The sequence below is a fragment of the Mesorhizobium sp. P2_A8 genome (genome assembly GCF_056404935.1).
The window spans coordinates 396,417-417,418 of sequence record NZ_JBFUDB010000010.1 but is presented as its reverse complement, the minus strand read 5'-3'; the positions used below and the strand labels follow the sequence as shown (position 1 = coordinate 417,418).

Below are 21,002 nucleotides of genomic sequence, written 5' to 3'. Positions count from 1 at the left end.
ATGGCTGCCGTGCGCACTTCTTCCGAAATCGGCTTCAACCGTGTCGCCATCGTCGCCGTCCTGTTGGTGACGATCATCTTCCTGGCGCCGATCTACTGGATTGCCTCGACGGCGTTCAAGCCGCGCAATCTCGCCACCACCATCCCGCCGACGATCGTCTTCCAGCCGGAAATATCGCCCTTCGTCAAGCTGTTCGCCAAGCGCTCGCAGATGCGCAACCCAGCGTCGCCGGAGGAGTATGCAGCCGCTCCGTGGTGGGAGCGCGTCGTCTTCGACGGCGGCGAAAAGATCGTGCGTGACGGCAAGGGCCAGGTGCAATGGTCGGGATATCCGAGCCGCTTCCTGAACTCGCTGATCGTGGCCATAACCTCGACAGTACTGGCGGTCGGCATGGGCACCTTCACCGCTTACGGCTTTTCGCGTTTCAAGGTGAAGGGAGAGGCGGATCTGCTGTTCTTCATCCTGTCGACGCGCATGCTGCCGCCGGTGGTCGTCGCCATCCCGATGTTCCTGATGTACCGGGCGGTCGGGCTCAACGATTCCCATGTCGGCCTAATCATCCTCTACACCGCCTTCAACCTGTCCTTCTCGGTGTGGCTGATGAAGGGTTTCATGGACGAGATCCCGAAAGAGTATGAAGAGGCAGCCCTCGTCGACGGCTACACGCGCATGGAGGCCTTCTTCAAGATCGTGCTGCCCGAGGCCGCAACCGGCATCGCCGCCACCGCCGTGTTCTGCTTCATCACGGCGTGGAACGAATATGCCTTTGCGCTGATCATGACCAGCCGCCGTGCCCAGACCGCACCGCCCTTCATCCCGAGCCAGGTCGGCTCCGGCCTGCCGGACTGGTCGGTGATCGCCGCCGGGACCTTCCTGTTCCTGCTGCCGGTCGCGATCTTCACCTTCCTGCTCCGCAATCATCTGCTGCGCGGCATGTCCTTCGGAGCAATCCGCAAATGAGCTTTCGCGCCATCAATCAGAAATATCTGGAGCCGGGCAGCCAGGTGCTGATGGTGCTCGGCATCGTCGCGCTCTGCCAGCCCTGGAACATGCTGCTGCACACATATGGCCTGACCATCATCCTGATCGGGCTGATCGGCTTCAACATCACCTCGAAGATCGCGCCAGAGGAGAAGACCGGCACCGGCCAGGTGCGAAATCCGGGAGCACAGCATTGACCCAGATCGAGCTTCGCGGCGTCCAGAAATTCTTCGGCGCCGTCCAGGTCATCAAGGACCTGAACCTGAAGATCAACGACAACGAGTTCATCGTTCTGCTCGGTCAGTCGGGTTGCGGCAAGACGACGACCTTGCGTGCCGTCGCCGGGCTGGAAACCATCGACGAGGGCGACATCCTCATCGACGGCAAACCCATCCAGCATTTGAAGGCCGCCGACCGCGACATCGCCATGGTCTTCCAGTCGTTCTCGCTCTATCCGCATATGAGCGTCTACGAGAACATCGCCTTTCCCCTGCGCGCCACGCGCAAGAGCAAGAGCGAGATCGACGGCGAGGTGCGCTCGGTCGCCAAGACGCTGCAGATATCAGACCTGCTCGACAAGAAACCGTCGGCACTTTCGGGCGGCGACATGCAGCGCGTGGCCATCGGCCGGGCGCTGGTGCGACGGCCGAAGGCGATGCTGATGGACGAGCCGATCGGCGCGCTCGACGCCAAGCTGCGCGAGGAGATGCGGGCAGAGATCAAGCGGCTGCACATCAAGCAGGGTTCGACCACCATCTATGTCACGCACGATCAGATCGAGGCGATGAGCCTCGCCGACCGCATCGTCATCATGCATGAAGGCGTGCTGCAGCAGGTGGGAACGCCGGACGAGGTCTATTCGCACCCGGCCAATCTGTTCGTGGCGCAATTCGTCGGCAGTCCGGTGATGAATGTCGCCGACGCGGCGGTCACCGAGACGGCGTCCGCGGTCTCGGTGACGGTCGGCGGGGCTGCGGCCGGTTTTGAATTCCCACGGGCGCTGCTGTCTAAGCTCAACGGCCATGCAGGCGGGCAGCTGGTGCTCGGCATCCGGCCGGAAGGCGTCCTCATCCGCCGCGATGCGGCGGATGGGTTCCTGCCGGTCGAGACGCAGATCGTCGAGCCACTCGGCTCCTTCGACATCGTCGACCTCAAGGTCGGCTCGAAAATGCTGCGCGCACGCACCAAGAGCGGCTTCGTCGCCGGCCCCGGCGAGAAGGTGTTTGCCAGGATCGATCCGGCCCAGGCGCATTTCTTCGACACGGCAAGCGGCAAGTCGCTGGGGGTGAGACTCTGATGGCCCATATCCAGCTGAAAAATATCTCGAAGACATTCGGCAGTCACACCGCCTTGACCGGGCTCGACCTCGACATCGCCGATGGCGAGTTCTTCGTGCTGCTCGGCGAGACGGGCGCCGGCAAGACGACGACGCTGCGGCTGATTGCCGGTCTGGAGAAACCCAGCGAAGGCCAGGTTTTCATCGACGGAGTCGACGTTGCCGACTGGGGTGCCGCCGAGCGCGACGTGGCGCTGGTGCTGCAGCAATACTCGCTCTATCCGCGCTACACGGTGCGGGAGAATCTCGAATTCCCGCTGAAGCCGAAGATCCGCCGGCTGCCTGACGCCGAGATCAAGGACCGCGTCGACCGCGCCGCCCGCACGCTCAGGATTGAGCATCTGCTTGATCGCAAGACTGACAAACTGTCAGGTGGCGAGATGCAGCGCGTGTCGATCGGCCGCGCCATCGTGCGCAAGCCGCGCGTGTTCCTGATGGATGAACCGCTATCGGCGCTCGATGCGAAATTGCGCGAGGCGCTGCGCACCGAGCTCAAGAACCTGCAGATGCAGCTTGGCGCCACCTTCCTGTTCGTCACCCACGACCAGATCGAGGCGATGTCGATGGGCGACAAGGTCGGCGTGCTCAACCACGGCCGCATCGTCCAGACCGGCACGCCGTACGAGATCTACAACAATCCGCGCGACACCTATGTGGCGAGCTTCGTCGGCTCGCCGCCGATGAACCTCATCGATGGCAAACTGGTGAATGGCCGCGCGGTGATGGCGCCGCTGAACTTCGAACTGCCTTTTTCAGGGGGAGCCAAGGCTTTTGGCGGGCTAAAGGCGGGCGCGGCGACCGATGGTCGCCCGCTCGTCTTCGGCATTCGTCCCGAGGACGTCTATCTGGAGAGCGGCGCGCCGGTCGAGGCGCGTGTCCACGATGTCGAGAACCATGGCGTCGAAAAGATCCTGACGCTGCGCGTCGGCGACGCCATGTTGCGCGCTACCGTGCCTGCGAGGACCGATGTCGCCATCGAGCAGCCGGTGCGCTTTGCCTGGAATCCCGACAAGGTGGTGCTGTTCGACAAGGGCAGCGGCGTCAATTTGCGCCACGCGTCATAGGCCGCAACCTCGTCTATTTAGGCAGGTAGGTCTCATAGGGCGTGTCGTTGATCAGCAGGATCACGCATTCCGTGTCGGAGAGGCAGGCGTCGTCATGCATCTCATTGGCCTTCTGGGTCCAGTAGGATCCGGGAGGCAGCTCGACCTTGGTCGCTTTACCACCATCCATCTGCCAGTGCGCCCACAGACCCTGGATCACCACCGCGCGATAGTCGGCGGTGTGCGCGTGAACAGGGGCACGCCAGTTGCCCGGGACTTTCAGCAAGGTTCCCTCCGGGCCCTTGGCGCGCTCGCCCCAAAGCGCACCGAGGCGCTGCGGCTGGTCCGGTGCCTCGGCGACATAGGGAATCTTGTCGGTCGGCACGTAACTGTCTTCAAGGGCAAAGGCGTGCCCGGAGGCCACGAGCATGGCGGCGAGCGCCAGGACCTTCAGATGATTTGGCATCGGCTCTCCTCCTGGGTCGACTTGCCGCCGGCCCTCAATTGCTGTGCAATGGCAAGCTATTGCATGCAGTCAGCGCGGCAATGACGCTGCGTCCGGAAGGCTTGGCAATTCATCCAAATCCGGCAGCCCAGGGCACCTTCGTTTCACGGAACGCAGACGCAATTCCCTAGGGAAAGCGCTATGCGCTTTTCCCGGGAACCGTTTCACGCTTTTCCCGGAATTGCTCAGCCGGCCTGGCGGATATCAGCCTGTTCCTCGGCGCGAAGGTGGCTGGGCGCCGAGCCGATGACTCGCTTGAAGGCTCGGCTGAAGGCGGCATCCGATTCATAGCCGAGACGCGCGGCAACAACGGAGATCTTCATCCGGTCGCGGACCAGCCACTGCCGTGCCTGGTGCATTCTAACCTGGGTGACATATTTTGCCGGCGTTTCGCCAACGATGGTGGCGAACCGTTCGGCAAATCCTGACCGCGAGGCGCCCATCATCCTGGCCAGCGACTCGACCGTCCAGTCGTGGTTCGGCTCGAGATGGATGGCGGCCAGCACGCGCCCGATCTCGCGGTCCCTGACCGCCGCGATCCAGCCGGACGAGTCACCGCAGCCGCGTTCGACCCAGGAGCGGATGACGGTGGCGGCCAGCACGTCAGCCAGCCGCGCCAGGATGCCGCCGGAGCCGACGCGTTCCATCGTCACTTCGCGCGCCATCGAGTCCAGCAGATGCGGAATGCCCGGTTCGTAGGCCTCCAGCTCATGCGTGCGCATCACGTCCGGCATCATGCCGAGCAAGGGATGCAGGCCATCGAGGTTGAAGTACATGCTGGCGCAAAACAGCAGCGTTCCCGGCTGGCAGTCTTTGCCGCACATCTCTTCGTTCGACGTGCAGTAGACGTCCTTGCAGACCTCTTCGAGCTCGTAGCCGTGGATCGGCCAGGCCTGGGCGCCGGGCTCGCTGGCCAGCACATGGGCGGCACCGCGCGGCAGCAGCACCGCATCGCCCGCATTCAGTTCCACCCATTCGCCAGATGGCTGCTTCAGCCAGCAGCCTTTGCGGCCGATGAAATGAAACCGCGCCCCGGGTTGGGCGGGGAACTGGACACCCCAGGGCTCCTTCATTTCGCAGCGGCCGTATTCGACGCCATCAAGGCGCAGCCCGCGCAATATGTCGGTGAGCGGATCGCCCGTAATCGGGATTTTGGACGAATGGTCAAGCATAATGGGGTTTCTAGCATGGAAACTCCAAGTGGTCACTGCCTATGTTGCGTTGCAGGCAAATGCTGCGCTGCAAACAAAGTCGGAGACCGGCCACATAGCCAAGCCCCGATGGCAAGGCATGTAACGGGTGGAGCCCCGGTCGGTCATTCCCTATGTGGCGCTGCAAACAGATCGGAGACTGACCATGGCGGAACCCGCGACAGGCGTCATCGACGCCACTCTTCTGAACCCTGCAGGCTCCGATGAACGAACCGAGCCGGCATGGGGTGCCGTGGTCTCGCTTGCACTCGGTGTTTTTGGCCTCGTTACCGCCGAGTTCCTTCCTGCCAGCCTGCTGACGCCGATGGCTCGCGACCTCGGCGTCACCGAAGGCGTGGCCGGACAAGCGGTGACGGCGACCGCTATCGTCGGCGCCGTTGCCGCGCCCACCATGGCCATCATCACCAGGCGCATGGACCGCAGGCTGGTGATGTGGATGCTGACAATGTTCCTGATCCTCTCCAACCTTTTGGCCACGTTTGCCTCATCGCTTACCGTGCTTCTGCTTGCCCGCGTCGTGCTCGGCGTCGCGCTCGGCGGCTTCTGGGCGATGTCGGCGGCCATGGCGCTGAGGCTGGTGCCGATGCGGCTGATGCCGCGCGCCATGTCGATCATCCTTACCGGCGTTTCACTGGCGACCGTCTGCGCCGCACCGGTCGGCGCCTATGTCGGCGACATCTGGGGCTGGCGCACGGCTTTCATGATCGCCACCGTCGTCGGCGCCCTGGCGCTGCTGGTGCAGGTGGCCACCATCCCGAAATTGCCTCCGGTGGGTGTGGCAAGCTTCCGCACCTTGCTCGATGTGCTGGAGCGTCCCTCTATCAGGGTGGCGCTGCTGGTCGTGCTGCTCGTCGCTTCGGGCCACTTTGCCGGCTTCACCTATGTCCGCCCCTTCCTCGAGAAGGTCCCCGTGCTCGACATCGAGACGATTTCGCTGGTGCTGTTGGCCTATGGCGTAGGCGGCTTCTTCGGCAATGTCGCCGGCGGCATCCTGGCCGAACGCAACCTCAAGGCAGCCGTTGCGCTGGCTCCCTTGCTGATCGCGGCGGCGGCCGCCTCGATGCTGGTCTTCGGCGCCTCGCCCACGATCGCCGCCGCCGCAGTTGCGGTCTGGGGCTTTGCCTTCGGCGCCGTGCCGGTTGGGCTGCAGAGCTGGCTGGTGCGCGCCGCGCCCGATCAGGCCGAAAGCGCCGGCGGGCTGATGGTGTCGACGTTCCAGGTGGCGATCGCCCTTGGTGCCGTCTTCGGTGGCCTGCTGGTCGACCATGCTGGCGTGGCCAGCGCCTTCGCCTATTGCGGCACGGCGACATTGCTGGCGGCTATCGTGGTGTTCCTGCGCGGCCCGAAGCAGGCCGATTAGTCGTCGTACTCACCATCTCCCGATAGCTTCCTGACGCCAGGCCCGGCCCGAGAACCATCATGGTTTTCGAGCCGATGCCATGTGATGGCGGTGACAAACAAACCTTGCCAACGCAGCTGATACGGTGGGGTACCGACAGGCTCAGACCGAGCGCCCGTCGAACTCGAAGACCGGCAAGGTGGATGGGTCAAAATCCGCAACGCAATGCATGTTGATGTAGGCGCTACGCTTGCTGTCATCGCTGACATCCTCCGCGAAGGGGTGGATCCCGCAGGCTCGGCAAAAGCGGTGCGCGATGCCATGGTTGCCGAATGTGTAGGTGCCGAGATCATCGCCCCAGGCCAGAACCTGCAAGGTCTCGTGCGGGATGGCACACAGCAGGGCACCCTTGCGCGAGCAGATCGAGCAGTTGCATCGCACGGCGCCGGTCAGTTCGGCTTCGAACTCGAAGGCGACCTTGCCGCAGTGACAGCTGCCTTTGTAGAGCATCGGGTTCTTCCTCGTGTTCGGCAGGGTGCAAAACCGACTGTGCCGGGTTAAGTCTCGGCAGGCCATGCGCTGGCCGCTATCCAATAAGACGTTCAAGGCGTCCGGAGTCCGACACCGAAATGCAATCAGTCCGCGATCATCTCGAAACCATCCTCGCGCGGCTTGCCGCCCGTGCCGGCGAAGAACGCGTGTTTACGAAGCTCTATGCCGAAGCCGCACGGGCCGCGGCTGACGCCAGCGATGCCCGCAAACGCGCGGGCGTGACCCTTGGGCCGCTCGATGGCACCATTGTCTCGATCAAGGACCTGTTCAATGTCGCCGGCGAGGCGACCACGGCCGGCTCGCTGATGCTCAAGACCGCTGCACCGGCCCTGCGCGACGCCGCCATTGTCTACCGGTTGCGGCAGGCCGGTGCGGTGATCATCGGCAAGACCAACATGACCGAATTCGCCTTCACCGCGATCGGCGACAACCAACACTATGGCACCCCCGGCAATGCGACGGATGCCAGCCGCATCCCAGGCGGCTCGTCTTCGGGTGCCGGCGTTTCCGTCCGTGAAGGCACCTGCGACATTGCTATCGGCTCGGACACTGGCGGCTCGGTGCGCATACCGGCATCGCTCAACGGGGTCGTCGGCTTCAAGCCGACGGCGCGGCGTGTGCCCTTGGCGGGTGCCTATCCATTGTCCGCGACTCTGGATTCGATCGGACCGCTGGCGCTGAGCGTCGCTGCTTGCGCGGTCGCCGACGCCGCGATGGCCGGCGAGGAGCTGCCGGCACTGCACCAGCCGCTCCCGCTTGCCGGGCTTCGCGTCTTTATTCCGCGCGGCCTGCTTTTCGAAGACACCGAAAATGCGGTCGCGGCAGCGTTCGATCGCAGCCTCCGCAAGATCGAACAGACAGGCGCGCGCCTGGCTGACATATCGATCGACGACCTGCTTGCCGATATGCGCGCGGCCACCAAGCGTGGCTCGATCGCTGCGATGGAAGGGGCGGAAATCCATGCCGACTGGCTGGCGACAGGGGCACCGGTGCCGGTCGACCCACATGTCAGCGGGCCTTTGTCGCGGGCGGCAATGCTGCCGACCCCGGTCTACATCAGGGCAATGCGTCGTCGCGCAGCACTTGCCGCCGCCATGGACGAGCGGCTTGCATCGGTCGATGTGCTGGCCCTGCCAACCACACCGGTGACGGCGCCGACCATCGTTTCGATGATCGAGGATGCCGAGTTGCGCGACCGCACCGAGGGCCTGCTGCTGCGCAACACGCAAGTTGCCAACCAGTTCGACCTCTGTGCGATTTCGCTGCCGATGCCTGATATGAAATTGCCTGCCGGGCTGATGCTGGTGGCGCGCAACGGCCATGACCACCATCTGCTGCGCATCGCGGCTGAAGTCGAGCGCTTGCTCTGAGAGGCAGAATCGCAGATCGGCAATCAGTGCGCCGAACAGTGCCTGCGCTCACTCTGCTTCGCGGCGCGTTCGATGCTGGTGACGACCAGCATGGGCGGATCATGTTCGTCGCCGCGATGCTGGATCGACCCTCTGACGACGATCTTTCCCGTGACAAGTTTTTCCGAGACATCGGGTGAGGCTCTGTCTTGCAGCGGCAATGGGGTGGTGTTGAGTTCCACGCCCTCGACGACCTTCCCGGTAACGAGGTCGAGCACGTCGCCCGACGGGCAGGGCTGCATAAAGCAGGCTATCCCATTGTGGCAGTAGACATAACTGCTGCTCTCGGCCGCCGCGAGCGACGGCGATGCCGCGATTGAAGACGTGGCGATAGCGAGGAAGGTGAGGCGAAGACCGGACATGGTTCAACTTCGCGGCGAATTGGGGCGAAAGCGCGATTGTCAGAGATCGCCCGAAAACCGTCGCCGGTAGTGATCGACCACTTCAGGGTTGCGCAGGTTGACCGGCAGTTTGTTGGCCAGAACCAGCAAGGCTTCCCCCGCCGCGCCGACGCCCATGCGCATCATCGATTCCTCGGTGATGCCGGCCATGTGCGGGGTGATGATGACGTTGTCGAAGCTGAAATAGGGATGATTTGGCGGCAGCGGCTGCGTCGAAAACACATCGAGCGCTGCTCCGCCGATTCGGCGTTTCTGCAAAGCCTCGATCAGCGCGTCGTCATCGACGACCGGTCCGCGCGATACGTTGATCAGCAGCGCGTTGGGCTTCATGCGGGCGATGCGCTCACGGTTGATCAGGCCGCGCGTCTCGGGCGTCAACGGACAGCACAGAACGATGACGTCGCTCTGCTCGACCAAGGCGTCGATCGACAGGAAACCGACCTTCTCCGGTGCCGGCTGCATGCTGCGCGTCGTTGCCACCACGTTCAGATCGAAGCCATGCGCCGCAATGTGGCCGACGGCCTGGCCAACGGCACCGAGGCCGACGATGCCGATGGTCTTGCCGGCCAGTTCGCTGTTGGAGTTGGCGTGCTCGCGGCCGGCGAGCCAGCCCTTCGCGCGCAGGTCACGGTCGACGATGCGGAAGCTGCGAAGCAGGGCAAGGGCTGCAAACATGACATGTTCGGCAACCGAGCGGGCATTGACCGCCGGCACATTCGCCACCAGCACACCGGCGTCGAAAGCTGCTTCCATCGGGATCATGTCGAGCCCGGCGCCATGGCGGATCGCTGCCCTCAGCTTCGCCGCACCCTCGAAAAGCTGCGGCGGCAGAGGCGCACGCACGATGACGACATCGGCGTTCTTTGCCTCGGCTGTCAGCGTTGCCGGATCGAGGGCGGAGGCGACGACAAGCTCACCGGCGCCGGCGAGCATGGCCGAGGCGCGCGGATGCAGCGGGTGTGTGGTGAGGATGCGGGCCATCTCGTTCATGCTCTTTCGAGCGTCGGGCTTTGGGATTCCTCTCCATGGCCCTCGATCAGGCCCTTCCAGTAGCTCTCGGCGCCCTGCAGATGAGCGCTCATCAGCGCCTGGGCGAGATTGCCGTCGCGGCGCAGCAGCGCCTCATAGATCTGGATGTGCTCAGCATGCGAACGCACGCTGCGCTCGGGGTCGTTGAAATAGATCGGCAGGCGCTGCTCGCCCATCATGTAGTAGACGCTGCAGACATTGTGGAAGACGCTGTTCTTGGTCGCGCGTACGATCTCGAGGTGGAATTCGCGATCCTCCCTGGCAAGGCCTTCGCCTGCGGCGATGCGCTCTTCCGACGCTTTCAGGATTTCGCGCAGCCGCTCGAAATTCTCCTCGGTGGCGCGCGAACAGGCGAGCTCGGCCGCCTTGATCTCGTGGATCTTGCGCAACTCGACCGTCTCGTAGATCTGGATCGGGTCGAGCGGCAGACCGGCGCGCGCGAACAGCGCCATTGCCTCGACGCTGGCCTGCTTGGTGTCGATGTAGATGCCGGACTTGGCCCGGCGCTCGACGATGCGCATGGCTTCGAGGATGGCGAGCGCTTCGCGGATCTGGCCGCGGCTGACGCCGAAATGCTCGGCCAACTCGCGTTCCGACGGCGTTCGGCCGGTCTCCTTGTCCGAATGGGAGAACAGGTAGGCGGCGAGTTCCGCGAGAAGGTTCTTTTCTTTCATCGTCAACCGCGTTGCGCGTGCGCCTCCAGGAACCGCTCCGAAATGGTGAATCCCAGACCCGGCTTTTCCGGGATCGCTATCATACCGTCCTCGGCTTCGACAGTCTCTTCGATCAGATCATGGATCATCGGGTTGGCGCCGAGCGAATATTCGACGGTGAAACTAGCCGGCGAAGCAGCGCAGACATGCAGCCCGGCGAAGAAGCAGGGCGCGCCGGCCCATAGATGGGGCGCAAAGCGCAGGTTGAAGGCGCTGGCGATGGTGCCGATCTTCATCGCCTCGCTGATACCGCCGCAGAAGGCCGGATCGGGCTGGAAGATATCGGCGGCCTTGAGCACGGCGAGGTCGCGGAAGGCATAGCGCGTCGCCTCGCTTTCGCCGGTGGCGATCGGGACGGCGCCGCTTGCCCGCACCTCGGCCATGCCCGGCTTGTCGTCGGCGACGATCGGCTCCTCGAACCAGGCGAGGTCCAGATCGTTGACGAGGTGGATGAAGCGCTTGGCTTCGGCCACCGTGTAGGTGCCATGGGCGTCGACCATCAATTCGACATCGGGGCCAAGCGCCTGCCGTGCAGCACGGACGCGGGCAGCGGAAACATGCGCGGCGCCATCCATGGCGCCAATCCGCATCTTCAGCGCTTTGAAGCCGCCCTTGGCGATATAGGACTTCAACTGCTCGCCGATGGCGTCGGCGGCTGCCCAGCCGCCGGACGCATAGGCCGGCATGCGGTCGAGCTTGCGGCCGCCGAGGAGCCGCCACACCGGAACCCCAAGCGATTTGCCCAAAATATCCCAGAGCGCGATGTCGACAGCGCTGATGGCAGCTATGCTCATGCCGCGCCGTGCCAGCTGCGGCATGGCGTGGCCGGCGCGGGCGGCGCTGTCGTGGCGCACGCCGTTGTAGAGCATCTCCCAGATGACGCCGATGTCGGCCGGATCGCGGCCGATCAGTTGCGGCCCGACCTCGTGGTTCAGCATGTGGACAAGCGCCCCGTAGGTGCCGGCGCTGCCGGCGGCGTTCTTGCCTTCACCCCAGCCGACCAGCCCGTCATCCGTCTCGATGCGCAGGATGGCGGCGTCAAAGGTCGTCACCTGACCAAAGTCGCTGCGGTGTTGCCGAGCGGCTTCGATCGGGATGCGGACCCACCAGGCTTGGATGGTCTTGATGCGCATGGTCTTCCCCAGCCCCGCCGCCGGTCAGGGCGGAAGGGCAAATTCCCAACAGGCGGTCGACTACTTGATCAGCGGCAGCAACGTTTCGGCGGTGATGCGCATCTGGTCGGTGTAGAATTTCTCCGTCAGCACGCTGGAGCCGTGATCCTGGATGAACTTCAGCTGTTCGGGCGAGATGTCGACCGGGTGGCGCTCGACCATGTCGGGATAGGGTGCGGCCGGCGTGCGGTCGACGGGTGCCACGAACTCGTTGGTCAGCGCGCCGTCGTAGCCGACCTCCTTCAGCGTGGCGACGATCTTCGGCCAGTCGATCTGGCCGAGGCCGGCGGCGAAGCGGTTGTTGTCGGCGACATGGAAGTCGAACAGGCGCTTGCCGACCTGCCGGATCGCGTCATGGACGTTAAATTCCTCCATGTGGATATGATAGGCGTCGAGGCAGACGCCGCATTCGGGGCTGACAGCGTCAGCCAGCGCCAGGGCCTGGGCGCCGCGATTGAAAAGATAGGTTTCGAAGCGATTGAGCGGCTCAACGGCAATCTTCACGCCAACCTTCTTGGCGTGGGTGAAGCATTCACGGGTTGCGTCGACAACCCACTTCCATTCCTCTTCCTCGGTGCCATCGGGCACCACCTTGCCGACGGTTGCCGGAACCAGCGTGATGATCTCGCCATCGAGTTCGCTGATCATGGTCAGCACGTCCTTGACATACTGTACCGAACGCTCGCGCTGGCCCTGGTCCTTGGCGGCGAGGTTGCGCTCGCCCAACATCAAGGTCACCGCGCCCCAGCAGCGGATGCCATGCTCCTTCAGCAGGGCTCGGGTCTCCTTGGTCTTGTACTGCTCGGGCTCGCCGGAGATCTCGATCGACTCATAGCCGAATTTCTTGATGCGCTTGAGCGTCGTCTCCAACGGCTCCGCGCGCATCCAGTTGTGCGTCGAAAGATGCATGGTCTGTCCTTCCCAAATTCGCCTTTATGGTTCGCCTGCGACATGCATCGCCAAAAGGCGACGCAAGGGTTCCTCCCCAAGGCATCCCCAGCCTTTTCCTCGCAAACTGGTTCGACCAATTGGGCCTGAAGCGAGGTCTACAGCAATTTGTTCTGAACGGCAAGAAGTGCGGTAATGCTACTTTTCGCCCGGATCATTCCATTGATTATATTGAGATATATATCCTTCTTTCGCAAACCTGGAGGGCTCAGCTAGTGCATGGCGAGGCTTGACCAAATCCTCGCATTTGGTAATACCAGAATGGCGACGCGCACAAGCGTCCGGTGCGAAAAGACCAAAGTGGCTGGCCCTGCTTCCAATCGGCGCTATGCTCGGTCGCGAGAAAAAATGAGGAGGATGCCGATGCCGACGACAATGAAGGGCCCTGGACTGTTTCTGGCGCAGTTCGCGGGCGATGCCGCGCCGTTCAATTCACTGGCGTCGATCACCAAATGGGCGGCCGGTCTCGGCTACAAGGGCGTGCAGATCCCGACCTGGGACGCGCGGCTGTTCGATCTCAAGAAGGCGGCGTCGTCAAAGACCTATTGCGACGAGGTGAAGGGCATCTGCGCTGACGCCGGTGTCGAGATCACCGAATTGTCGACGCACCTGCAGGGGCAATTGGTGGCGGTGCATCCGGCCTATGATGCGCAGTTCGACGGCTTTGCGCCGGCTTCGGTGCACAACAATCCCAAGGCGCGGCAGAAATGGGCGGTCGAACAGATGAAGTTCGGCGCCAAGGCCTCGAAGAACCTTGGCCTCAAGGCCTCGGTGAGCTTCTCCGGAGCGCTGGCCTTCCCTTACCTCTATCCCTGGCCACAGCGGCCGGCCGGACTGATCGAGGAGGCATTCGCCGAGCTCGGCAAGCGCTGGAAGCCGATCCTCGACGTCTATGAGGACAATGGCGTCGACGTCGGCTACGAGATCCATCCCGGCGAGGACGTATTCGACGGCGCCACCTTTGAGATGTTCCTCGACGCGGTCGGTGGCCACAGACGCTGCAACATCAACTACGATCCGTCGCACTTCCTGCTGCAGCAGCTCGACTATCTCGAATTCATCGACATCTATCACGAGCGCATCAAGGCGTTCCACGTCAAGGACGCCGAGTTCAATCCAACCGGCCGACAGGGCGTTTATTCCGGCTATCAGAGCTGGACCAACCGGGCCGGCCGCTTCCGCTCGCTCGGCGACGGACAGGTGGATTTCGGCGGCATCTTTTCCAAGCTGACGCAGTACGACTATGATTCCTGGGCGGTGCTGGAATGGGAATGCTGCCTGAAACATCCTGAAGACGGTGCGGCAGAGGGCGCACCGTTCATCCAGCATCATATCATCCGGGTCACGGAAAAGGCATTCGACGACTTCGCCGGCGGCGCCACAGACAAGAAAGTGCTGCGCGGCATGATGGGAATTTAATGCAGCTTTCCTCCCCTCGAGGGAGGGTGGCCCGAAGGGTACCTCTACGACCCACCCCGATCCGCTGCGCGGATCGCCCCTCCTTCAAGGCGGAGGGCTATCTCAGACACGAGGAGAAGAAACATGGTCGGCGCATCGAAGTCGGAAACGGGAGGCGGCCCGATCCGCTACGGCATGGTAGGCGGCGGGCAAGGCGCCTTCATCGGTGCGGTGCACCGGATCGCGGCGCGCATTGACAATGACTTCGTGCTGGTCGCCGGTGCGCTGTCCTCCGATCCGGCACGCGCCAAGGCATCGGCCGCCGAACTCGGCCTCGACCCGGACCGCAGCTACGCTTCCTACGCGGAGATGGCCAAGGCCGAAGCGAAACGCCCCGACGGTATCGAGGCAGTAGCCATCGTCACCCCCAACAATGTCCATGTGCCGGCGGCAAAAGCTTTCCTGGAGGCTGGCATCCACGTCATTTGCGACAAGCCGCTGGCAACGACGCTAGCCGAGGCCAAGAAGCTCGCCGCGGTGGTCGAGAAGACAGGCAAGGTGTTCGTGCTCACCCATAACTACACCGCCTATCCGATGATCCGGCAGGCGCGCGAGATGGTGGCCAAGGGCGTGCTCGGCGACATCCGCATCGTGCAGTCGGAGTATCCGCAGGACTGGCTGACCGAGGACCTCGCCGCCACCGGCCAGAAGCAGGCGTCATGGCGCGGCGACCCCAAACAGGCAGGCGCCGGCGGCGCGCTGGGCGACATCGGCACGCATGCCTACAATCTGGCGCGCTTCGTCTCGGGTCTGGAGCTCGATTCCCTGTCGGCAGATCTCGATGCCTTCGTGCCGGGTCGTTTGCTCGACGACAATGTCAACGTCATGCTGCGCTTCAAGCCAGCCGGCAAGACGCACCCGGCCAAGGGCATGATCTGGGCAAGCCAGGTGGCGCCGGGCCATGAGAACGGGCTGAAGCTGCGCATCTATGGCTCGAAGGGCGGGCTGGAATGGGTGCAGGCCGACCCGAACTACCTCTGGTACACGCCGTTCGGCCAACCGAAGCAGTTGATCACCCGCAATGGCGCCGGCGCGCTGCCGGTGGCGGGGCGTGTCAGCCGCGTGCCGTCGGGCCATCCCGAAGGCTATCTCGAAGGTTTCGCCAACATCTACCAGGAGGCCGCGCGTGCCATCCGCGCAGCCCGCAAGAAGGGCGGCAAGCCGGCAAAGGATGTCGTCTTCCCGACCATTCAGGACGGCGTCGAGGGCATGGCCTTCATCGAGGCCTGCGTGAAGTCGTCGAAGAAGAATGGAGCCTGGACGAAGCTTTAGGCTGAATGGATCTGGGGGGATCAAGGGGAGGGCGTCGATGAAAATCGGCATGTGCATGTTCTTGTGGACGACGGCGGTATCGAAGAAACACGAGCCGTTGCTCCGCGATATCAAGGCTACCGGTTTCGATGGCGTCGAGATACCGATCTTCGCCGGCACCCCCGACGACTACAAGAAGTTGGGTGATCTGCTTGATCGCATCGGGCTCGGGCGCACCGCTGTCTCGGCGATGGGCGATCCGGCGATGAACCTGATCGCGGCCGACGCTGCGACGCGCAAGGCCGGCATCGACTACATGAAATGGGCAATCGACTGTGCCGATGCGCTCGGCGCCAGGACGCTGAGCGGGCCGCTGCATTCGACCCTCGGCGGCTTTTCCGGCTCCGGGCCGACAGCCGCCGAGAAGAAGCGCTCGGTCGCCTCGCAACGTGCCATCGGCGACCATGCCGGCAACAGGAACGTCACCATCGGGCTCGAGGCGCTGAACCGCTTCGAATGCTATCTTCTCAACACGATGGCGGATCTGTCGGAGCATATCGATGCCATCGACCGGCCGCACATCAAGGCGATGTATGACACTTTCCACGCCAACATCGAGGAGGCCGACCCGATCGGCGCCTATACAAAACACCGCAGGAATGTCGTGCATATCCACATCTCGGAGAACGACCGCGGCGTGCCGGGGCGCGGCAACATCCCGTGGAAGGAAACCTTCTCCGCCATCCGCAAGAGCGGCTATGACGACTGGCTGACGATCGAGGCGTTCGGCCGCTCGCTGAAGGACCTGGCAGCGGCAACCAAGGTGTGGCGCGATTTTTCCGAGAGTCCCGAAGCCGTCTACCGCGACGGCTACAAGCATATCAGGGACGGGTGGAAGAAAGCGGCATAGGGCGTGTCGATATTCAGGTGAGCCGGTCTGTAAATGCCGGGTTCGTGCGCTTCCGGTACTCACGTACCCAAAAGTACGCTCCGTTCCGGTTCTCGGAACCAGCATTTTCGACTCGGCCTGACCTGAATCTCAACGCGCCCTGAAGCGCCGGGATGGCTAACCCTGCTCGGCCTGGATCCTGTTGTAGTCGTGGATGGTCTGGCTCAGGCGGCGGCGCAGGAAATTGGAAATGTTGTCGAAGATGAAGACCACGACCAGGATCAGCAGCACCATGTAGAAGACATTGGCCCAGTTGGAGTTGGTTCGCATTGCTTCCCACAATTTCAGGCCGATGCCGCCGGCGCCGACGGCACCGATGATGGTCGCACCCCTTGTGTTGGATTCCCACTGGTAGAGCGTCTGGCTGATCAACACCGGCACCACTTCTGGCAACACGCCGTAGCGCTGCACCAGAAGGCCGTTGGCACCGGTCGAGATGACACCCTCGCGCGGCTTGCCGTCGATGTTCTCCAGCGCCTCGGAATAGGTTTTGCCGAGCGTGCCGATCTCGGTGAAGAAGATAGCGGCACTGCCCGCCAGCGGTCCCGGGCCGAAGGCGCGGGTGAAGAACAGCGCCCAGATCAGCATGTCTATGGAGCGCATGAAGTCGAAGAAGCGCTTGAGCACCTGGTTGACCAGGCGGCTCGGCGTGATGTTGCGGGCGGCGAAGAAGGCCAGCGGGAAGGCGACGATGCCGCCGAGCATGGTACCGAGAAAGGCCATGACGATGGTCTGCAAAAGCTTGGTCCAGACGTCGCCATGCTGCCACTGGGCGTTGTTCCAGATGTTGTCGCCGGCCAGCGCCAGATTGGATGTGCCCGACTTGAGCTCGGGCCCGGACACGATCAGCGAGGCGACTTCGCTCGCCGACTTGCCGAAGAAGGGCGAGCGCGTGTCGAAGACGAAATTCGCCCAGCCGAGAAAGCGCTTGCGTATCTTGACGCGGTCGACGGCGACGCGGACCTCGCCGGCAAAGCCCATGTCGGCGACGACCTCGTCCTCATGCGCGGTGATCCAGTCGGGAACCGGGCCCGAGATCAGCGGCTTGCCGGTACCCAGCGAGACCGCCAAGGTCTCACCATTGGCAATGATCGTGGCTTGCATCTTGTCGAAGGTGACCGACTTGGCGGCACCGTCGATCAGGATCGTCACCGAACCGTCGGCATTGGTCTTTTCCCAGTCCGGATGCGGATTGTCGCCAAGCGCGGAGAAACGCGGATATTTGGCGGTGATCTGCGGCTCGTCGAGGCGAAAGATCGGCTGCACGTCGTAACTGATCCACTGGGTCAGGAACAGCGGCAGGCGCTCCCAGTGCGATTCCCCCATCACCTGCGGCAGATTGAAGAACCACAGCGCATAGAGCAGGTAGAGAAAGGTGCCGCCAAGCAGCAGCAGCGGCCCGAAGCGCTTGTAGAACGGTCGCCGGAACACTTGCGGGAAGCGCTCCTCGATCGACTGGATTTCATCGGCAGTCATGGCAGCCATTGGTTAAGCCCCCATCACGAATGCCTGCTCGCCAACCAGCTTGCGGCGCAGCCAGGCGGAGAACTGATCGACGATGAAGATCGTCGTGAACAGGAGCAGGACCAGCGCCAGCGTCCTGGCGCCGAAGCCGCGCGAGATGGACAGCTTCAACTCCTCGCCGATGCCACCGCCGCCGACCGCGCCCATGATGGTGGAAATGCGGACGTTTATCTCGACGCGGAGCAGCGTGTAGGACATGAAATTGGGCAGCACCTGTGGCAGGCCGGCAAAGCGCACCCGCTCGAACCAGTTGGCGCCGACGGCCCTCAGGCCTTCCTCGGCGCGCATGTCGATGTTCTCGTTGATCTCGTAGAACAGCTTGCCCAATGCGCCGATCGAATGCAGGCCGATGGCGATGATGGCGGCAATCGGGCCGATCGAGACGATGGCCGCGAACAGCCCGGCGATGACGATCTCGGGAAAGGCGCGCAGCAGTTCCATGAAGCGCTTGACGGCAAGCCTCAACACCGGATGCGGCGTCAGATTGCGCGCCGCGATGAAGGAAAACGGCACGGCAAAGACGAAGCCGATGAAGGTCGAGACCAGCGCCACGTTCAGCGTGGTCAGCATCAGTTCGAAATACTCGGGAATGTAGAAGCTGCCCCAGATGTAGGACCGGCCGAGCGGAAAGTTGAATTCCTGGGTGCCGGTGTCATGGGGGGAGGCGATGTCGAACATCGCCCGCCAGACATCGTTCCAGTCCTTGGGGACGAGCCAGCTCAGGAAATCCAGTATGTGCGGCAGGCGGTCGAAGAAATGCCCTGCATTGGCCTCGTCGGCGAACCACATGGTGCTGCCGAGCGCGACAAGCAGCAGGCCGACACCGATGGCGGTGTAGAGCCGGCGCAAGGACGTCTGGCGACGCCAGGCGTCGGCCGCCCGGTGCGTCGTGTCTGAATGGACTGTCACGGAAAGGGTCATGATCGGGCACGCAGAAAGGGCGGCGTTTTCTCAACGCCGCCCTTGCTGATTTTGCCGTTAGCCGCCGATGGCTGCCTTGCGGGCTTCGACGATGACGTTGTAAAAATCCGGCTTCACCGGGACGTAGCCGGTAAAATCGCCGCCTTCGACGCCTTCGAAGCAAGCCTTGTCCTTCTTGGGCAGTTGCGTGAAGAAGTCGGCAAGCTTGGCAGTCATTTCGTCGCCGAGCGCGGTGCGCACGACCAGCGGGCCGTTCGGGATCAGGCCCGAGCGCCAGACTTCGATGAAGTCGTTGGCGTCGACGGCGCCCTTGGCGACTTCCTTGTGGAAGGTGCCGGAGGTGTAGCCGTCCTTGAAGTCGCCGATGCCGGAGGAATCGTCCACCGCCACGTCAACCTTGCCGTCACGCACGGCCAGAACATTGTTCTCGTGGCCGCCGTTGAACTGGGTCGAAGCGAAGAATTTTTCGTTCGAAGCGCCGGTGTCCTTCGGGATCTGGGTCAGCGGGATCAGATAGCCGGAGGTCGAATCCGGATCGGCGTAGCCGAGTTTCTTGCCCTTGGCCGACTTGATGTCGGTGATGCCGGAGGACTTCAGCGCCAGGCCGATCGAATAGTAGCCGGTCGCGCCGTCGGTCTGCTGGGTGGTGAGGATCGGGGTGACCGCCTTCGGGTCCTTGAGAACGACGCTGGCGTAGCCGGAAGCGCCGAGTTCGGCGAAGTCGAGCGTACCGCCGAGCAGGCCCTGGATGACGCCGTCATAGTCGGCGGCGGGGAACAGCGAGACCTTTTCGAAGCCGAATTCGGCCTTCAGATGGTCGGCGAGGCACTGGTAGTTGCGCAGCCGGTCGGTCTCGTTTTCACCGCCGAGAATGCCGACGCGGAATTCCTTCATATCGGCGGCGTGAGCCATGCTGGTCGCCATGGCGAGCACCGAAACGGCGCTGAAAACCTTCTTCCTGAACATGGATATCTCTCCTGTAGGTTCCGGCCCCGCGCCGGCAGCGTTCGTAATTTTGACAGGTGCCCTTGACGCGGGCTGGCGATCCAGGCCGCTCTCAATATCCCGGGAAAGCGGGCTCGAGCGGTCCGGCGGATGCGGCGATCTTTTGCTTGAAGGCAACGCTGGTCGAGGTGATGGCCTCGGAGATTTCGCCGCCATTGCTGTCGGCGCCATAGACGAGACGCACGGCCTCGCGGTTGAGCTCTTCCGGCGTGCCGTCGAAGACGACCTTGCCGGCAGCCATGCCAATAATGCGGTTGCAGTAGGTGCGGGCGGTGTCCAGCGTGTGAAGATTGGTGACGACGGTGATGCCTTCGCGCAGATTGATGTCCTGCAGTGAATCCATCACCACCTTGGCATTGAGCGGGTCCAGCGAGGCGATCGGCTCGTCGGCGAGGATCACCTTGGGCTGCTGCATCATGGCGCGAGCAATGGCGACGCGCTGTTGCTGGCCACCCGACAAGGTGCCGGCGGGCTGCAATGCGGTGCGGGCGATGTCGAGCCGCTCCAGTGCGGCGACTGCCTCGGCGCATTCGGCGCGGGAGAACATTCCGAACATATTGGTGAGGGTCGAACGGTGGTTCAGCTTGCCGAGCAGCACATTGGTCAGCACGTCGAGGCGCGGCACCAGGTTGAACTGTTGGAAGATCATGGCGCAATCGCGCTGCCAGCGCCGCAGCGGTGAACCGCGCAATTGGGAGACCTCGGCGCCGTCAAAAAAAATCGACCCCTGGCTGGGATCGATGAGACGGTTGATCATGCGTAGAAGGGTCGACTTGCCAGCACCCGAACGGCCGATAATGCCGACCATCTCACCCTGCGGGATCGAGATGTTGATGTCGCTTACGGCAGTGTTCTTGCCAAATCGTCGGGTGACGCCGCGGATTTCGAGCGTGGCTGACATGATGGTTTCCAGTCCAGTCGCGGTTGAAGGTCTGTCAGCCTTGGCTAGCGCAGCGCCATGAACCTGCGGTGTCGGATTGATGTCAGTTTTGTTACCGCCTACAGGCGCTGCGTCAGGCGCCTGTTGCCGTCGATCAGCCGAGCACCAGCAATTCCTCGAAATGCTCCATGTCCCTGAAGCTGCAGAAGGCCGGAGCCCGGATCTCGATCACGGAGGCCTGCTGCTCGAAAAGCGCGAGTGAGTCATCTAACAGGTCCTGCCATGCTGCTGCCCTGTCATCCGCAAAACGCTGGATCTGATAGGCGAAGGTGATGTGGAAGACATAGCTGTCGTGGTCGGGTGGCGGTAACCCAA

At 63.1% G+C, this 21,002-nt stretch carries 21 protein-coding genes; 9 read left to right on the top strand and 12 right to left on the bottom strand.

Translation table 11 applies throughout. From position 1 onward, the window contains the following. The 4 genes from AC1D10_RS29235 to AC1D10_RS29220 are packed head-to-tail and all read left to right on the top strand — an operon-like array spanning position 1 to position 3,381. On the top strand, positions 1–960 hold the full coding sequence (locus tag AC1D10_RS29235) for a carbohydrate ABC transporter permease (RefSeq protein ID WP_477278101.1): 960 nt from the start codon (positions 1–3) through the stop codon (positions 958–960). After that, positions 957–1,178, top strand: a complete 222-nt coding sequence (locus tag AC1D10_RS29230) for a hypothetical protein (RefSeq protein WP_379103164.1) — start codon at positions 957–959, stop codon at positions 1,176–1,178. The genes AC1D10_RS29235 and AC1D10_RS29230 overlap by 4 nt, the downstream gene beginning before the upstream one ends. After that, the gene (locus tag AC1D10_RS29225) at positions 1,175–2,278 is read left to right on the top strand and encodes an ABC transporter ATP-binding protein (RefSeq protein WP_477278099.1); all 1,104 of its coding nucleotides are present in this window, start codon (positions 1,175–1,177) and stop codon (positions 2,276–2,278) included. Before AC1D10_RS29230 ends, AC1D10_RS29225 begins: the two co-directional genes overlap by 4 nt. Beyond that, positions 2,278–3,381 carry an ABC transporter ATP-binding protein gene (locus tag AC1D10_RS29220; protein ID WP_477278097.1) on the top strand — a complete coding sequence of 368 codons (1,104 nt, stop codon included), beginning with the start codon at positions 2,278–2,280 and terminating at the stop codon, positions 3,379–3,381. The genes AC1D10_RS29225 and AC1D10_RS29220 overlap by 1 nt, the downstream gene beginning before the upstream one ends. 13 nt (positions 3,382–3,394) lie before the next feature. Here the strand turns inward: AC1D10_RS29220 and AC1D10_RS29215 are convergent, their stop codons facing one another. Together AC1D10_RS29215 and AC1D10_RS29210 are read right to left on the bottom strand one after the other, a co-directional pair. After that, entirely contained in the window at positions 3,395–3,826 is a 432-nt protein-coding gene (locus tag AC1D10_RS29215) for a DUF4437 domain-containing protein (RefSeq protein ID WP_477278095.1), read from the bottom strand. 224 nt (positions 3,827–4,050) lie between these two features. Then, positions 4,051–5,037, bottom strand: a complete 987-nt coding sequence (locus tag AC1D10_RS29210) for an AraC family transcriptional regulator (protein WP_379103155.1) — start codon at positions 5,035–5,037, stop codon at positions 4,051–4,053. A 184-nt stretch (positions 5,038–5,221) separates the two neighbouring features. Here AC1D10_RS29210 and AC1D10_RS29205 point away from each other — a divergent pair, with 184 nt between their 5' ends. Then, positions 5,222–6,436 (top strand): MFS transporter, encoded by a 1,215-nt coding sequence (locus AC1D10_RS29205; protein WP_477278093.1) that lies wholly within the window; start codon positions 5,222–5,224, stop codon positions 6,434–6,436. A 141-nt stretch (positions 6,437–6,577) separates the two neighbouring features. Here AC1D10_RS29205 and AC1D10_RS29200 read toward each other — a convergent pair whose 3' ends face one another. Then, positions 6,578–6,925, bottom strand: a complete 348-nt coding sequence (locus tag AC1D10_RS29200; protein WP_477278091.1) for a GFA family protein — start codon at positions 6,923–6,925, stop codon at positions 6,578–6,580. A gap of 119 nt (positions 6,926–7,044) precedes the next feature. Between AC1D10_RS29200 and AC1D10_RS29195 the strand changes: the two genes are divergently transcribed. Next, on the top strand, positions 7,045–8,337 hold the full coding sequence (locus AC1D10_RS29195) for an amidase (protein WP_477278089.1): 1,293 nt from the start codon (positions 7,045–7,047) through the stop codon (positions 8,335–8,337). 23 nt (positions 8,338–8,360) lie between these two features. On the opposite strand, the gene AC1D10_RS29190 is transcribed toward AC1D10_RS29195, so the two are convergent. Genes AC1D10_RS29190 through AC1D10_RS29170 form a run of 5 tightly spaced genes read right to left on the bottom strand, consistent with a single transcriptional unit; the run spans position 8,361 to position 12,600 of the window. Next, positions 8,361–8,738: a hypothetical protein gene (locus tag AC1D10_RS29190; protein WP_477278087.1), complete on the bottom strand. Its 378-nt coding sequence runs from the start codon at positions 8,736–8,738 to the stop codon at positions 8,361–8,363. Between the two features lie 39 nt (positions 8,739–8,777). Continuing rightward, positions 8,778–9,758: a hydroxyacid dehydrogenase gene (locus tag AC1D10_RS29185; protein ID WP_477278154.1), complete on the bottom strand. Its 981-nt coding sequence runs from the start codon at positions 9,756–9,758 to the stop codon at positions 8,778–8,780. Positions 9,759–9,763: 5 nt separating this feature from the next. Next, positions 9,764–10,480 (bottom strand): FadR/GntR family transcriptional regulator, encoded by a 717-nt coding sequence (locus tag AC1D10_RS29180; RefSeq protein WP_477278085.1) that lies wholly within the window; start codon positions 10,478–10,480, stop codon positions 9,764–9,766. A 2-nt stretch (positions 10,481–10,482) separates the two neighbouring features. Then, positions 10,483–11,652 carry a mandelate racemase/muconate lactonizing enzyme family protein gene (locus tag AC1D10_RS29175; protein WP_477278083.1) on the bottom strand — a complete coding sequence of 390 codons (1,170 nt, stop codon included), beginning with the start codon at positions 11,650–11,652 and terminating at the stop codon, positions 10,483–10,485. A gap of 60 nt (positions 11,653–11,712) precedes the next feature. Next, positions 11,713–12,600, bottom strand: a complete 888-nt coding sequence (locus tag AC1D10_RS29170; protein ID WP_095084784.1) for a sugar phosphate isomerase/epimerase family protein — start codon at positions 12,598–12,600, stop codon at positions 11,713–11,715. A 402-nt stretch (positions 12,601–13,002) separates the two neighbouring features. Between AC1D10_RS29170 and AC1D10_RS29165 the strand changes: the two genes are divergently transcribed. The 3 genes from AC1D10_RS29165 (at position 13,003) to AC1D10_RS29155 (ending at position 16,258) form a co-directional block, all read left to right on the top strand. Next, entirely contained in the window at positions 13,003–14,058 is a 1,056-nt protein-coding gene (locus AC1D10_RS29165) for a sugar phosphate isomerase/epimerase family protein (RefSeq protein WP_379103138.1), read from the top strand. Positions 14,059–14,181: 123 nt separating this feature from the next. Beyond that, positions 14,182–15,369, top strand: a complete 1,188-nt coding sequence (locus tag AC1D10_RS29160; protein WP_477278080.1) for a Gfo/Idh/MocA family protein — start codon at positions 14,182–14,184, stop codon at positions 15,367–15,369. Between the two features lie 37 nt (positions 15,370–15,406). Beyond that, positions 15,407–16,258: a sugar phosphate isomerase/epimerase family protein gene (locus tag AC1D10_RS29155; protein ID WP_477278079.1), complete on the top strand. Its 852-nt coding sequence runs from the start codon at positions 15,407–15,409 to the stop codon at positions 16,256–16,258. A gap of 156 nt (positions 16,259–16,414) precedes the next feature. On the opposite strand, the gene phnE (AC1D10_RS29150) is transcribed toward AC1D10_RS29155, so the two are convergent. The 4 genes from phnE (AC1D10_RS29150) to phnC form a co-directional block, all read right to left on the bottom strand. Continuing rightward, positions 16,415–17,782, bottom strand: coding sequence for a phosphonate ABC transporter, permease protein PhnE (phnE, locus tag AC1D10_RS29150; protein WP_477278077.1), 1,368 nt, complete (start codon positions 17,780–17,782; stop codon positions 16,415–16,417). 3 nt (positions 17,783–17,785) lie between these two features. Beyond that, positions 17,786–18,742, bottom strand: a complete 957-nt coding sequence (gene phnE, locus AC1D10_RS29145; RefSeq protein WP_477278075.1) for a phosphonate ABC transporter, permease protein PhnE — start codon at positions 18,740–18,742, stop codon at positions 17,786–17,788. A gap of 57 nt (positions 18,743–18,799) precedes the next feature. Then, positions 18,800–19,708: a phosphonate ABC transporter substrate-binding protein gene (gene phnD / locus AC1D10_RS29140; protein ID WP_477278073.1), complete on the bottom strand. Its 909-nt coding sequence runs from the start codon at positions 19,706–19,708 to the stop codon at positions 18,800–18,802. Positions 19,709–19,799: 91 nt separating this feature from the next. Further along, complete coding sequence (gene phnC / locus AC1D10_RS29135; protein WP_477278070.1) at positions 19,800–20,648, bottom strand: phosphonate ABC transporter ATP-binding protein; 849 nt, start codon at positions 20,646–20,648, stop codon at positions 19,800–19,802. Positions 20,649–21,002: the final 354 nt, after the last annotated feature.